The organism is Vibrio sp. 1751 (assembly GCF_033339895.1).
GTDB lineage: Bacteria > Pseudomonadota > Gammaproteobacteria > Enterobacterales > Vibrionaceae > Vibrio > Vibrio alginolyticus.
On record NZ_JAWOVM010000036.1, the window covers coordinates 1 to 13,127 of the forward strand.

Below are 13,127 nucleotides of genomic sequence, written 5' to 3' on the forward strand. Positions count from 1 at the left end.
TTCCGGCTCTTTTTTTGCTAGTTATTCTTTGTTCACATTTTTTTGGCGCTTTGCCGCCATAATGACCTTACCCACTAATTTAGAGTGAAGTGTATGGAAATGAAGAAGGCACAACACCCATCTCGTATCTTCCAAGCAAGCCTAGCTTTCGGCTTGTCGCTGGTATGCGCCCAGTTTTCTAGCCCAGTATCGGCGGAGGAGTTCCTTTGCCAAGCCACTCAAGCCAGCGAGAAAGAATTACCGATGCTTGAGAAAACGTGCCCAATTGGTAACGGAGTATGGGGAAAGAAAGTGCCGCAGGGGGGCAACTACCTTTACTGGATTCAATGCGGATTGCTACCCAAGCCTATGTCTCTCGCGAAAGCTAAGCCTCTCTATAGTAAAATCACGACTGACGTATGGATGAAGCCTGAATCCAAAGGCTATCGCTGTTTGATTGGACCTTACAAGGCATTGTCTGATGCGAGGGATGACTTACGAGGAGTCAAAACCTTGTCGAATTACAAAGAGGCGTTCATCCGAGTGGTTGGGAAAGGGACGAAACAACCAGTAACACCACCTACACCTAAATCTACTGTATCGTCGAAATCAGCCGCATCTTCGGTTAAGCCAACACCGACGGTGACCCCGAAACCCGCGCCAGTTCCTGCTGTGCGAGCTGATACCGACGCCTTTAAAGCGCGGGCAGAGAAGCCAGATACCAAGGCAAAAAGTTCACGTGATAGCTCTTCGTCTAAGCCTGTTGCTAAGACCAAAGCGAAGCCAATTGTCACCGGAAATGATGACATTGAAGTTCGCTTGAGTACTTCAGTACAGGGCAAAACGTACGTGGTCCCATATTTACTCGATCACCATAATCAGTTTTACATGGAACATGGTAAGCCGTGGAACCGCCTCAACTACGAAAACTCGCACAAAGTATGTCAGCAACTGGGTATGAGCTTAGCCAACCCTGCAGAGTTTAAAGCGCTGAGGGCGTCTGGGGTGATGGAAAAAAATCAATGGCCACTGCAACTGCCGTATTGGGGCAAAGATAAGAAAGGTTTGTTCGCCGATCGTGAGCCCAATCAGCTCACCGGAACCTCATTATTGAACGTGGTGTGCGTGAAATAACGACTCAGATATTGCGGTCAAAATATAGAAGAAAGCCCCGAGTTCGGGGCTTTTTTGCGGTCTCAAATATTATCGCTATTTAAGAGGCGTTTCTTTGTGATGCGTTTGCTAATACGCTCTACCACTGATATTCATCTCATTTTGCGAATTATTTTCACTGAACTTGTCGGCAGAGAGTCTATTCGTCATAATGTTACTTGTAACATTACTGATAAATCACATATTTATGGCTCAACAGAATAAGAAAACTCGTACGACATTGCAGGATGTCGCAGACCAGGTTGGCGTCACGAAGATGACCGTTTCACGCTATATGCGTAACCCTGAATCGGTGGCAGAAAAGACTCGGGCCAAGATTGCGACTGCGATTGAAGAGATGGGTTACATCGAAAACCGTGCACCGGCGATGTTGTCAAAGTCCTCCAGTAAAGCCATTGGTATTTTACTGCCGTCTTTGTCCAACCAAATTTTTGCTTCCTTTGTTCAGGGCATAGAGATGGTGACCAAAGCCAATGGCTATGAGACGCTTTTAGCGCATTTTAGCTACGATGAGCTTGAAGAAGAGCGCAAGATCGCGTCATTACTCTCTTATCAAGTCGATGGGCTTATTCTAACTGAAAGCCATCACACGCCGCGTACATTACAGATGATCAAAAATGCGGGCATTCCGGTGGTCGAAACCATGGAACTGCCATCGGAGCCGATTGATATGGCGGTTGGACTCGATCATGAAGATGCGTCGTACACCGTGGTTAAGCAGATGCTAGATACGGGGAAGCGTACAATCGTCTATTTTGGCGCGCGTCTGGATACGCGAACCAAATTGCGGATGCAAGGTTACGATCGCGCGATGGCAGAAGCAGGGCTAGAACCCAAACATGTATTAACTGGTGATCATTCTAGTTTTTCTTTAGCGCATGATTTGCTCGAACGCGCACTGGAAACGCACCCAACGCTCGATGGGGTGTTCTGTACCAACGATGACATCGCAATTGGCACCATGCTGAGTGCGCAGCAACGTGGCATTCAAGTTCCACAGCAATTGGCAGTGGCGGGCTATAACGCGCTGGATATCGGTCAAACCATCAGCCCGAAACTGATCAGCGTTGATACGCCGCGTTTCCAAATTGGTGTAAAGAGCGCAGAGCTATTAATTGCGCGCCTGAAAGGCGAAACGCAAGAAGAAAAAGTCTTCGATATGGGGTATCAGATCACGTCGGGAGAGAGTGTTTAACTAATTGTTAACTGCTCTTTGTATTCGCTCATCAATGGTATTGGTAGGTTAGGGTATGGCACATCAGCTGGATGCATTGGATCTCAACTTAATGCGTTTATTAAAAGCCGTGGTGGAAAACCGCAGCATCAAGCTGGCCGCAATGCAGCTTGGCATTTCTCAACCGAGCGCCAGCCGCGGCGTGATGAAGTTGAAGCAAGTGTTTGATGACCCGCTTTTTGTGCGTAAAGCACATGGGGTAGAGCCATCACCCATGGCGATTCGTCTCGCCGCCGAGTTCGACAATATGGTTGCACCACTGGAAAAAGTGGTGCAAGAATTTGAAGTGTTCGACCCACTGCAATACCAAGGGCAGATTGCGATTGTAACTGACCCTTATTTGATGGATGAACAAGGGCAGCGACTGCTCACTGGCTGTCATCGAGCCTTTCCCAAAGCGCACTTTGCCTTTTCCAGCTGGAATACTTACTCGCACGATGAAATGTTAGAAGGCGAGCACGATTACTGCATTCTTGACCAAGAGACCGAGCTGTCGAAAGACATTTACATGCGCCCGTTATTCGTTGAAAAACGAGTGATTTTGGCGCGCAAAAACCACCCAACGTTGTCGAAAGTCAGCAATGATTGGGACACGGTGTCCAAACTACCACTCGTCTCTTTGCCTGCGCCTGCATCATATAAACCGCTTTGTACCGTGGAGTCCGAGTATCGACGTATGGGTTATGAGCCAGTAGTGTTACTGAAGTCCTATAATTTGCGTTTGGCTTGCCAAATGTTGCAAGAAACCGACGCGATTATGTATGCCAGTCAAAGCTCGGCATTGTTGATGCCAGAACTCGCCTCTTACGCAATGCCACCCGTTAATCGTGAGTTCAGTCAGTTTGTGGTCTCTGGCGGTTTCCTTCAAACCAACCGCAACCATCCTTTGCACAGACACCTACATAAAGTGGTGCGACAAACCCTCAATACGCCGCTGATTTTTACGCAGTGACGTCACCTGATGGCATCAGCTGAATGAGAGAGCAGATGCTTTAACCTTATCAATGTTGTGTGATTACATAGACAACTTATTTCTTAAGATATTCAAAAATGAATATCTCAATTACCTGTCTCTTTTTCCTACCCAGCGCTAACCTTATCTCAAATAGTCAGGAGAAGTGGCTCATTTTTATCTTTTTAACTTTTTGAATGTCGATACAGGTACGTGGCATTCACCATTCTCCGTTATGCATTTTTTTAATTTCTGATGGAGGATTAATCATGCTAGTTGCACGTCTATTTTTATTGCTCGCCATCGTTGCCGAAGTGGCTGGCACCAGCACTATGTCTCTTATCGGACAAGGGCACGGGTGGTGGGGCTACATCGTAATGTATGTGCTGATCGCAATCTCTTACTACTTTCTCGCGTTTGCCGCGAAGAAAATATCGATAGGTGTGGCATACGCTGTTTGGGAAGGGTTAGGTATCTCGTTGATCACCGTGGTGTCGATCATCGCCTTTGATGCCAACTTAAACCATCAAGAATTGTTTGGTTTGATGTTAGCCGTTGTTGGCATTGTGTGTGTGACCTTAGGGGAATCACATGGTCAACCTAACGCCAAGAAAAATGCCGATAAACCGGCAAAAGAACGTTCATTTTCTACTAGTACAAGGTGCGAATCATGAGTCAATTTTTTACGATGTCATTTGGATTTGTCGTGATGGCTGCCTTGGTCGATATCATGGCCAATATGGCGCTGACACGCTCAAAAGGCTTTAAATATAAAGGCTGGGGCATTGCGGCGATTGTGTTGGTACTGACAGCATTCACACTGTTGGCACAAGCGGTGAAAGAGATCGACTTAGCCATTGCTTATGCCTCTTGGGGTGCGATCGGTATCTTGGGTACCGCAGTGGGTGGAGCCTTGCTGTTTAAGCAGAAACTCAAGCCAATCGGCTGGTTTGGTATCTTTGTGGTGATTGCTGCCGTCGTAGTGATGAAGACCGCTTGATGTAACTTACTGAATGCTAGATATCGTCATTCTGAGCAGCAAGAGACGAGCAAGATTCAGAATCTACCAACAAAAAGTGCTGTGGCAGAAGTGTTTTCTCAGGCTTCACAGCTCGTTGATAGTAGATTCCTGATCTCGCTTAGGCTCGTCGGAATGACGGATTCATTCGTTTTTTAGAAAGAACCGAGGCCAATCCCAAAGCTCGTCATTCTGAACAGCGAGGGACGAGCGTGATTCAGAATCTACCAACAAAAAGTGCAGTGGCAGAAGTGTTTTTTCTGGCTTCACAGCACCTTGATATTAGATTCCTGATCTCGCTTAGGCTCGTCGGAACGACGGATTCATTCGTTTTTTAGAAAGAGCGGTGGCCAATATCAAAGCTCGTCATTCTGAACAGCGAGGGACGAGTATGATTCAGAATCTACCAACAAAAAGTGCTGTGGGAGAGGGGTTTTCTCTGGCTTTACAGCACCTTGATATTAGATTCCTGATCTCGCCTGGGCTCGTCGGAATGACGGATTCATTCGTTTTTTAGAAAGAGCAGTGGCCAATCCCAAAGCTCGTCATTCTGAACAGTGAGGGACGAGCGTGATTCAGAATTTACCAACAAAAAGTGCTGTGGGAGAGGGGTTTTCTCTGGCTTCACAGCACGTTGATATTAAATTCCTGATCTCGCCTAGGCTCGTCGGAATGACGGATTCATTTTTTAGAAAGAACCGTGATCAACCGCCAAAGTTTGTCATTTTGAACAGCGAAGGACGAGCAAGACTCAGAATCTACCAACAAAAAGTACTGTAGCAGAGGTGCTTTCTCTGGATTCACAGCACGTTGATATTAAATTCCTGATCTTGCTTGGGCTCGTCGGAACGACGAGGTCTTTCTTCTCGCCTTAAACAATAAAGCTTGCGCCTTCTTCTGCACTCGATACGTTTTGGCGGATCACGCTAAACAAGCCTCGTCCCCAAGTTTGTTGGGTCGATTCGGTATCGAAATGAATCAACTCGCGACCAGTGGTGTCGCTTAAGTTGTTCAGTTCGCCCGTTTGGCAATCAAGGCGAATCAAATCACCGTTGCGCACTAAACCAATCGCGCCACCACGAATGGCTTCTGGAGAAACGTGAATCGCAGACGGAATTTTACCGGATGCACCAGATAAACGACCATCTGTCACTAGCGCGACTTTAAAGCCCGCTTTTTGCACGTTCCCTAAAATTGGCATCAGCTTGTGTAGTTCAGGCATGCCGTTTGCCGCTGGGCCGTTGTGTGTGACCACAACGATGCAGTCTTTGTTCAGCTCACCACGTTTGTACGCGGCCTCCACTTCGTGTTGGCATTGGAATACGATCGCTGGTGCAACAATCACGCGTTGCTCTTCTTTCACCGCAGACACTTTCACCACGGCTTTGCCCAAGTTGCCACTCAGTACGCGAGTGCCGCCGGTGTTTTGGAAAGTGGCGTCTGGTTTGGCGATCACGTCACCGTCTTGGCTGCCTTGGCACGGTGTCCAGGTCAGTTGGCCATCGACAAGGCTCGGCAGCGTCATTTGGTCTTCAAATTCACCAAACACGGGTTTCACATCGCGATGCAAAAGCTCGGATTGGTTCAAGCGGTGCAATAACGCGGGCACGCCCCCCGCGTCTTGGAACGCGTTCATATCGGCTGGGCCGTTCGGGTAAACGCGCGCTAATAAAGGAACCACATCCGACAGATCGCTGATGTCTTGCCACGTGAGCAAGATGCCAGCAGCACGCGCCACGGCGATCATATGAATGGTGTGATTGGTACTGCCGCCAGATGCGAGTAGAGCGATGATGCCGTTGACCAAGCTCTTTTCTGTGACCACCTCGGCCAGCGGACGAAAGTGTGCAGAACCCGCCGTCATAGAGGCGATTTTCAGAGCTGCGTGATCGGTTAACGCTTTACGCAGTTGGGTATGGGGATGAATGAATGCCGAACCTGGCAGCATCAAGCCCATGGCTTCGAACACCAACTGGTTGGTATTGGCGGTGCCGTAAAATGTACACGTACCCGCAGAGTGGTAAGCGCGACACTCCATATCCAGCAGAGCGTCTTTGCCGACTTCTCCCGCTGCGTATTTTTGGCGCACGTCGACTTTCTCTTCGTTGCTGATGCCTGTTGCCATCAGACCCGCTGGCACAAACGCCGTTGGCAGGTGTGCGTAAGACAGCGCGCCCATCAGTTGCCCCGGTGCGATTTTGTCACAGATGCCAAGCAGTAATGTGGCATCAAAGACATTGTGACTCAAAGACAACGCCGTTGATTGCGCAATTAAGTCACGCGAAAACAGCGACATATCCATGCCTGCTTGACCTTGAGTCACCCCATCGCACATCGCTGGCACACAACCTGCGACTTGCGCCGTATGGCCGTAGTCCGCCAGCACTTTTTTGATTTGTGCTGGGTAGTCTTGGTACGGCTGGTGGGCGCTCAACATGTCGTTGTAGGCGCTTATCAGCGCGACATTGGCATGAGTAAAATCGAGAATATTTTTCTTTTCAGAAGAGCAAGAAGCGGCGACTGCATGGGCTAAGTTACCACAAGATAAACCAACGCGGCCTTTGCCCGCTTCGGCTTGGACTTCGGTGCGAGTAAGAAACGCAGCGCGCGCTTCACGGCTGCGCTCGGTCAAACGTTGTGTGACCTCAAGAACAACAGAGTGAGTCATTACGCCACCTCGATCGCTTGCATTTTGATTAGCTCAGCGGCAGAGCGTTCCACCACGTCGCTGATGTCTCCGTCGATACTGACGATCAGAGTTTGAGGCTCGTTGTCTGGGCGCTCTAGCGTCTCGAATTGGCTCTTCACCATGTTTTCTTTCATGAAGTGGCCTTTGCGCATACGCATGCGATTAAGGATCAACTCCATGTCGCCATCAAGGAACAGGAAGGTCACGTTGTCGTTGCCTTCGCGGATCTGATCGCGGTAAATCTTTTTCAGTGCTGAACAGACAATAATGCCGTGTTCGTTTTTGCTTTCTAGGCTGTACGCCGCATCACGAATGCGTTCTAGCCATGGCTTGCGATCATCATCGTTCAGAGGCTGGCCCGATGCCATTTTCTGAATGTTCGCTCGTGGATGAAGATCATCACCATCAATGAATTTACGCCCTAGCTTTTTCGCTAGATGCTCACCAATTGTGCTTTTACCACTAGCACAAACGCCCATAACGATGACACTACTACCAGCCATAACTTATCCTCATAACCAAATTTGCGCGTGATCTCAATTTTTGAATTCACTTTAAAATATGGGTTTATCTTATTCATGTTATCGGTAACATGTTACCGGTAACTGAAATAAATGTGAACCATAACACAAACAATAATTCTTAAAGGTGAACCTATGGAGCAATTAACCCAAGCCCCAGATCCTACGTTCCTACTGACGATTGCAGGCCTTGCCATTGCAGCGTTACTCGTTCTGATCATTAAACTGAAAGTCCATGCTTTTGCTTCCCTTACTATGGTGAGTTTAGGCACAGCAATCGCCACTGGCGTTCCTTCAGAGAAAGTCGTATCGACCATGATGGGCGGCTTCGGCGGCACACTGGCTTCCGTGGCATTGCTGGTTGGTCTTGGTGCGATGATCGGTAAAATTCTTGAAGTGACTGGCGGTGCGAAAGTGCTGGCAGACACTTTGATTGGTCGCTTTGGTAAAGAGCGCGCACCATTTGCTTTGGGCGTCGCTTCATTACTGTTTGGCTTCCCAATCTTCTTCGATGCTGGCCTTGTAGTGATGATGCCTATCATCCTAAGTGTGGCGGCTCGTTTTGGTGGCTCACCAATTAAATACGCGTTGCCTGCAGCTGGTGCTTTTGCGGTTATGCACGCGTTTGTTCCACCACACCCAGGTCCGGTTGCAGCGGCAGAATTCCTTGGCGCAAACATCGGTCTGCTATTGGTGGTGGGTATTTTGGTTGCTATTCCAACTTGGTACCTTGGCGCTTACCTATTTGGTTTGTACGCGGGCAAAAAATTCGATATCCCACTATCTAAAGCCTTCTTTAATGGCGAAGCGATGGTGGATGAGCGCAACGCACCAAAATTTGGCACGGTTATGACCATCCTTGTGCTGCCAGTCCTGCTAATCTGTTTGGATACGGTATTGAACACACTGGCGGTTGCGGGTGTGATTGATGGCAAAACGGCACTGGTTGAGTTCCTACGCATGCTAGGTAAAACCCCAGTTGCGTTGCTGATCACTTTGATTGTCTGTCTGGCTGTGTTTGCCAAAGACTACGGCATGGCAAAACTAGAAAAATTATGTGGTGAGTCATTGGCTCCTATCTGTGGTGTTATCCTAGTAACGGGTGCAGGTGGCATGTTTGGCGGCGTACTGCGTTCAAGTGGTATCGGTGATGCACTGGCTGACGTTCTTACAGATACAGGTATGCCTGTGATTGTGGCGGCGTTTGTTATTTCAACCTGTCTGCGTGTTGCTCAAGGCTCGGCAACGGTAGCGCTCACCACTACGGCAGCTCTTATCGCGCCAGTTGTGGCTGCATCAACAGGTTTGAGTGAACTAGACCTTTGCTTTATCGTAATCGCGATTGCGGGTGGTGCAACGGTACTGTCTCACTTCAATGACTCTGGTTTCTGGTTGGTATCTCGTTTGCTTGAGATGGATGAGAAAACCACATTAAAAACTTGGACGGTAATGGAAACGTTACTTGGCGGTATCGCGTTTATTATCGTCGCAACATTAAGCTTTATTCTTTAGAGGTTCCCCATGACAACACTTGAACAACGATTAAGAGATATCAAAATCGTCCCAGTTATCGCAATCAACGACGTAGCACACGCTCTGCCACTGGCAAAAGTGTTGGTAGAAAACGGTTTACCATGTGCGGAAGTGACATTCCGCACCGAAGCGGCGGCGGAGTCGATTCGCATCATGCGTGAAGCGTACCCAGAATTGTTGATTGGCGCGGGCACCGTTCTGACCACAGAACAAGTGGATATCGCGATCGAAGCGGGCGTGGACTTTATCGTTAGCCCAGGCTTCAACCCAACCACAGTGAAATACTGTCAGCAACGTGGTGTGACTATCGTACCGGGTGTAAACAACCCAAGCTTGGTTGAGCAAGCGATGGAAATGGGTCTGCGTACGTTGAAGTTCTTCCCTGCTGAGCCATCAGGCGGCGTAAACATGCTGAAAGCACTCACGGCGGTTTACCCAGTGGAATTCATGCCAACAGGTGGCGTGAGCCCATCCAACGTGGAAGATTACCTAGCGCTGAAATCGGTTGTAGCTTGTGGCGGTACGTGGATGGTGCCAACCGCAATGATGGACAACGGCGATTGGGAAGGCATTGCTGAATTGGTTCGCGCAGTTAAGTAAAACGCACAAACGGCTCCGAAATACCCCCGAACGTTAGAAAACGTGATACGAAAAAGGGTCATCAAGTTACTTGATGACCCTTTTGCTTTTGGGAATGAAACGGTTTTAGAAGTGATGCTTCATAAAGCGCTTAATAAAGCGAATGAAATCTGCTTCGGCTAGCTTCGCGCACTTCAATGTTTGGGCGTGAGACAATTCTACATCTCCCAAGCCTTCTGCCATGTTGGTGATCGCACATACTGCCAATACGGGTAAGCCGCAATGCGCCGCAGAAATCACTTCTGGCACGACCGACATGCCCACTACGTCACCACCGATGATTTGCATCATGCGGATTTCGGCTGCGGTCTCAAAGTTGGGGCCCGTGTAAGAGACAAACACACCTTCATTCAGGTGAATGCCATTGGCTTTGCCTACTTCAAACGCTTCTGCGCGCAGGTCTTTGTCGTACGCATTGGCGAGGCTGAAGAACCTCGGGCCGTACTCTTCATCATTCGGACCGATCATTGGCGATTCAGGCATGGTGTTGATGTGGTCATGAAATACCACCAGAGAACCGACATCAATACGCTCAGGGCGAAGGGAGCCTGCCGCGTTGGTGACGAGCAGAAACTCACAGCCCAGCTTTTTAAAGGTGCGCACGGGCGTTGTCATGACCTTCATTGAGCCGTGCTCGTAGTAGTGACCGCGACCTTTCATGCACACTACGTCTACGCCGTCCATGGTGCCAATTACCAACTCACCAGAGTGTCCTTGCACGGTGCTAACCGGAAAGCCTTCGAGCTCTTCGTATGGAATGACCACTTTGTCTTGTAGCTCGTCTGCCAATACGCCTAAGCCAGAGCCTAAAATAAACGCCGCTTTAGGTTGGAAGTTTGGTTTGCGTTCGCGAATGGTTTGTAGCGCGTCGATTACTGGATCGTGATTCATGTTAGTCACCTTCTGGTTGTGTGTTGATTCCATTGTGTGACTTTCTGCGCTGGTTATCTTTGCTTTATTCTCTACTATCATCCTTAAAAAGAGGATAATGAAACTCGCTAGGACTCAATGCATGAAGTCAGAACCATTTGAGCGCGTGACGCTGAAGATGCTGCGTTACTTTTACGAGGTCGCACAAACCAAGCATTTCACTAAGGCCGCCGAGAACCTTAATATCACCAATTCGCCGTTGAGCAATCGCATCAAAGAGTTGGAAGAAGTGCTTAACGTCAAACTGTTTGAGCGTGATTCAAGAAACGTCATGCTGACGGAGGCCGGGCGATTGTTGGAGTCCAAATGCCAACTGATTTTTCAGACCTTGGATGTCTCACTCAATCAAGTGCAGCAAGTGGGTTTGAACCAGAGAAATATCTTGCGAGTTGGTGTGGTAAGTAGTGCATTTTGGGGCGGATTTGATCGTTTGTTACAGCGCTTCCATGCTGAGCATAGCACTTATCACGCCGACATTTTTGACCTTAACCCAGAGACGCAAAAGAAGCATCTGAGTGAGAAGAAAATCGACGTGGGCATTGTACGTTTTGCCGATGCACTCAACATTTATCCGTATCAGTCGGTGTCTTTGGGCAAAGATGTGTTTGTGGTGGCGGTGTCGGAGCAACATGAGTTAGCCAGCAAATCTTTGCTGCGGCTCCAAGATTTAAAGGCGTGTGAGTTTGCGTTTATGAGTTTGGCGAATTCTGCCTCGGCAAACTTCATCATCAATGCCTGTCTGCAAGAAGGCTTTTCACCCCATATTGGCAAACAAGTGGTGGAGCCAAGCACTTTGATGGCGTATGTGGCAAACAGCAATACCGTGACGTTGGTGCCGTCGACGTTTTCTCAGCATCATTGGCATGGGATTCGTTTTATCAAGCTGAAAGAGTCACTGCGTGCAGACTTGTGTCTGATTCATGATGGTAAGCAGGAGAGTGCTATTAAAGCCGAGTTTATTCGCACGTTATTGGAAAATGCGAGTTAAGCATGGGATAACAAAAAAAGGTCATCCTAAGATGACCTTTTCAAATGATTCACTGAAATCAGCAATGCGATTAGCGCGTAATTAACGCATCGTTACGAACTCTTCAGAGCCCGTTGGGTGGATAGCCACAACAGAGTCGAAGTCTGCTTTGGTTGCGCCCATCTTCATTGCTACGCCGAAGCCTTGGATCATTTCATCTACCGTGAAACCGATGCCGTGTAGGCCAACAACCGTTTCTTCTTCGCCCGCACATACAAGCTTCATCTTACATGGTTGACGGTGCTTAGTAACAGCGGTGTACATCGCCGTAAAGCCAGATGTGTAGACTTTGATGTTGTCTTTGCCGTACTTCTCTTCTGCTTCTTGCGTTGTAAGACCGATAGTGCCGATTGGTGGGTGGCTAAATACCACAGTTGGTACCAAATCGTAGTCCATCTTCGCGTTTGGTTTGTTGTTGAACAAACGCTCAGAAAGTTGACGACCCGCTTTCACTGCTACTGGTGTTAGCTCGATACCGCCTTCCATGATGTCACCCACACAGTAGATGCCTTTCACGTTGGTTTCTTGGTATTCGTCTACCTTAATGTAACCTTTTTCGTTCGTTGCAACACCAGTTGACGCTAGGTTGATTGCGTCTGTCGCTGGGTGACGACCGATTGCCCAAATCAGTTGGTCAACGTTTTGGCTTTCACCGTTTTCTAGGTGCAGAGTTAGGCTGCCATCGACTTCTTTTACCACTTCTTTTGGTACAGAGTGGGTGTGCAGTTTTGGACCTTCTGCGTCCATCACTTCAACCAATGTATCGATGATCATTGGATCGAAGCTACGTAGTGGTGACTCTTTACGTACGAACAGGTGCGTTTCTGTACCTAGCGCGTGCAGTACGCCAGCAATTTCAACTGCGATGTAGCCTGCGCCAACAACCGCAACGCGTTTTGGTTGCTCTGCTAGGTCGAAGAAGCCGTTTGAATCGATGCCGTATTCAGCGCCTGGAATGTTTGGAATAGTAGGACGACCACCAACCGCGATCAGGATGTGATCTGCTGTGTAGTGTTCACCGTTTACTTCGACAGTTTTTTCGTCAACAAACTTAGCAAAGCCTTTAATCACGTTTACTTTATTGTTGCCAAGAACGCGATCGTAAGATTGGTGAATACGACCAATGTACGCCTGACGGCTCTCAACCAGTTTGCTCCAGTCGAAACCTTTCACGTCGACATCAAAACCGTAATCTTCTGCGTACAGGTTCATTGCTTCTGCGATTTGCGCGCCATGCCACATCACTTTTTTCGGTACACAACCTACGTTGACACAGGTACCGCCAAGGTCTTGAGCTTCGATTAGCGCAACTTTCGCGCCGTACATCGCCGCACGGTTTGCAGATGCGATGCCGCCACTGCCGCCACCGATACAGATATAGTCAAAATGAGTCGCCATTACTTTCTCCAAGAGCTTATAAATTTTATCTGGT

12 protein-coding genes are annotated in these 13,127 nt (G+C 48.4%); 8 read left to right on the plus strand and 4 right to left on the minus strand.

Annotated elements, in window-relative coordinates; all coding sequences use genetic code 11:
• Nucleotides 1-93: 93 nt before the first annotated feature.
• The 5 genes from R7041_RS12890 to R7041_RS12910 all read left to right on the plus strand — a co-directional run bounded on the left by R7041_RS12890 (nt 94) and on the right by R7041_RS12910 (nt 4,338).
• Entirely contained in the window at nt 94-1,113 is a 1,020-nt protein-coding gene (locus tag R7041_RS12890) for an SPOR domain-containing protein (protein WP_064368882.1), read from the plus strand.
• 226 nt (nt 1,114-1,339) lie between these two features.
• On the plus strand, nt 1,340-2,347 hold the full coding sequence (locus R7041_RS12895) for a substrate-binding domain-containing protein (RefSeq protein WP_206949373.1): 1,008 nt from the start codon (nt 1,340-1,342) through the stop codon (nt 2,345-2,347).
• A 55-nt stretch (nt 2,348-2,402) separates the two neighbouring features.
• Nucleotides 2,403-3,338 carry a LysR family transcriptional regulator gene (locus R7041_RS12900; protein WP_005379132.1) on the plus strand — a complete coding sequence of 312 codons (936 nt, stop codon included), beginning with the start codon at nt 2,403-2,405 and terminating at the stop codon, nt 3,336-3,338.
• Between the two features lie 269 nt (nt 3,339-3,607).
• Complete coding sequence (locus R7041_RS12905) at nt 3,608-4,012, plus strand: SMR family transporter (protein WP_005379135.1); 405 nt, start codon at nt 3,608-3,610, stop codon at nt 4,010-4,012.
• Nucleotides 4,009-4,338 carry an SMR family transporter gene (locus R7041_RS12910; RefSeq protein ID WP_005478614.1) on the plus strand — a complete coding sequence of 110 codons (330 nt, stop codon included), beginning with the start codon at nt 4,009-4,011 and terminating at the stop codon, nt 4,336-4,338. The genes R7041_RS12905 and R7041_RS12910 overlap by 4 nt, the downstream gene beginning before the upstream one ends.
• Before the next feature lie 889 nt (nt 4,339-5,227).
• Here R7041_RS12910 and edd read toward each other — a convergent pair.
• The gene (gene edd, locus R7041_RS12915) at nt 5,228-7,024 is read right to left on the minus strand and encodes a phosphogluconate dehydratase (RefSeq protein WP_064368883.1); all 1,797 of its coding nucleotides are present in this window, start codon (nt 7,022-7,024) and stop codon (nt 5,228-5,230) included.
• Entirely contained in the window at nt 7,024-7,548 is a 525-nt protein-coding gene (locus R7041_RS12920; RefSeq protein ID WP_005467756.1) for a gluconokinase, read from the minus strand. The genes edd and R7041_RS12920 overlap by 1 nt, the downstream gene beginning before the upstream one ends.
• Nucleotides 7,549-7,701: 153 nt before the next feature.
• Here R7041_RS12920 and R7041_RS12925 point away from each other — a divergent pair, with 153 nt between their 5' ends.
• Together R7041_RS12925 and R7041_RS12930 are read left to right on the plus strand one after the other, a co-directional pair.
• Nucleotides 7,702-9,078: a GntP family permease gene (locus R7041_RS12925; RefSeq protein WP_012841240.1), complete on the plus strand. Its 1,377-nt coding sequence runs from the start codon at nt 7,702-7,704 to the stop codon at nt 9,076-9,078.
• A gap of 9 nt (nt 9,079-9,087) precedes the next feature.
• A complete protein-coding gene (locus R7041_RS12930) occupies nt 9,088-9,699 on the plus strand; it encodes a bifunctional 4-hydroxy-2-oxoglutarate aldolase/2-dehydro-3-deoxy-phosphogluconate aldolase (RefSeq protein WP_025624148.1) in 612 nt (203 codons plus the stop codon).
• Nucleotides 9,700-9,804: 105 nt separating this feature from the next.
• On the opposite strand, the gene xapA is transcribed toward R7041_RS12930, so the two are convergent.
• Nucleotides 9,805-10,629, minus strand: a complete 825-nt coding sequence (gene xapA, locus R7041_RS12935) for a xanthosine phosphorylase (protein WP_064368884.1) — start codon at nt 10,627-10,629, stop codon at nt 9,805-9,807.
• Nucleotides 10,630-10,750: 121 nt separating this feature from the next.
• On the opposite strand from xapA, the gene R7041_RS12940 reads away from it, so the two are divergent.
• Nucleotides 10,751-11,656, plus strand: coding sequence for a LysR family transcriptional regulator (locus tag R7041_RS12940; RefSeq protein WP_025622053.1), 906 nt, complete (start codon nt 10,751-10,753; stop codon nt 11,654-11,656).
• Between the two features lie 81 nt (nt 11,657-11,737).
• Here R7041_RS12940 and gorA read toward each other — a convergent pair whose 3' ends face one another.
• A complete protein-coding gene (gene gorA, locus R7041_RS12945; RefSeq protein ID WP_206949372.1) occupies nt 11,738-13,093 on the minus strand; it encodes a glutathione-disulfide reductase in 1,356 nt (451 codons plus the stop codon).
• Nucleotides 13,094-13,127: the final 34 nt, after the last annotated feature.

Excerpts from the sequence above, each read along its gene's own strand:
- R7041_RS12890 (WP_064368882.1), top strand. The coding sequence starts at position 94 with ATGGAAATGAAGAAGGCACAACACCCATCTCGTATCTTCCAAGCAAGC.
- R7041_RS12930 (WP_025624148.1), top strand. The coding sequence starts at position 9,088 with ATGACAACACTTGAACAACGATTAAGAGATATCAAAATCGTCCCAGTT.
- R7041_RS12910 (WP_005478614.1), top strand. The coding sequence starts at position 4,009 with ATGAGTCAATTTTTTACGATGTCATTTGGATTTGTCGTGATGGCTGCC.
- R7041_RS12920 (WP_005467756.1), bottom strand. The coding sequence starts at position 7,548 with ATGGCTGGTAGTAGTGTCATCGTTATGGGCGTTTGTGCTAGTGGTAAA.
- R7041_RS12895 (WP_206949373.1), top strand. The coding sequence starts at position 1,340 with ATGGCTCAACAGAATAAGAAAACTCGTACGACATTGCAGGATGTCGCA.
- R7041_RS12905 (WP_005379135.1), top strand. The coding sequence starts at position 3,608 with ATGCTAGTTGCACGTCTATTTTTATTGCTCGCCATCGTTGCCGAAGTG.
- gorA (WP_206949372.1), bottom strand. The coding sequence starts at position 13,093 with ATGGCGACTCATTTTGACTATATCTGTATCGGTGGCGGCAGTGGCGGC.
- edd (WP_064368883.1), bottom strand. The coding sequence starts at position 7,024 with ATGACTCACTCTGTTGTTCTTGAGGTCACACAACGTTTGACCGAGCGC.
- xapA (WP_064368884.1), bottom strand. The coding sequence starts at position 10,629 with ATGAATCACGATCCAGTAATCGACGCGCTACAAACCATTCGCGAACGC.
- R7041_RS12940 (WP_025622053.1), top strand. The coding sequence starts at position 10,751 with ATGAAGTCAGAACCATTTGAGCGCGTGACGCTGAAGATGCTGCGTTAC.
- R7041_RS12900 (WP_005379132.1), top strand. The coding sequence starts at position 2,403 with ATGGCACATCAGCTGGATGCATTGGATCTCAACTTAATGCGTTTATTA.
- R7041_RS12925 (WP_012841240.1), top strand. The coding sequence starts at position 7,702 with ATGGAGCAATTAACCCAAGCCCCAGATCCTACGTTCCTACTGACGATT.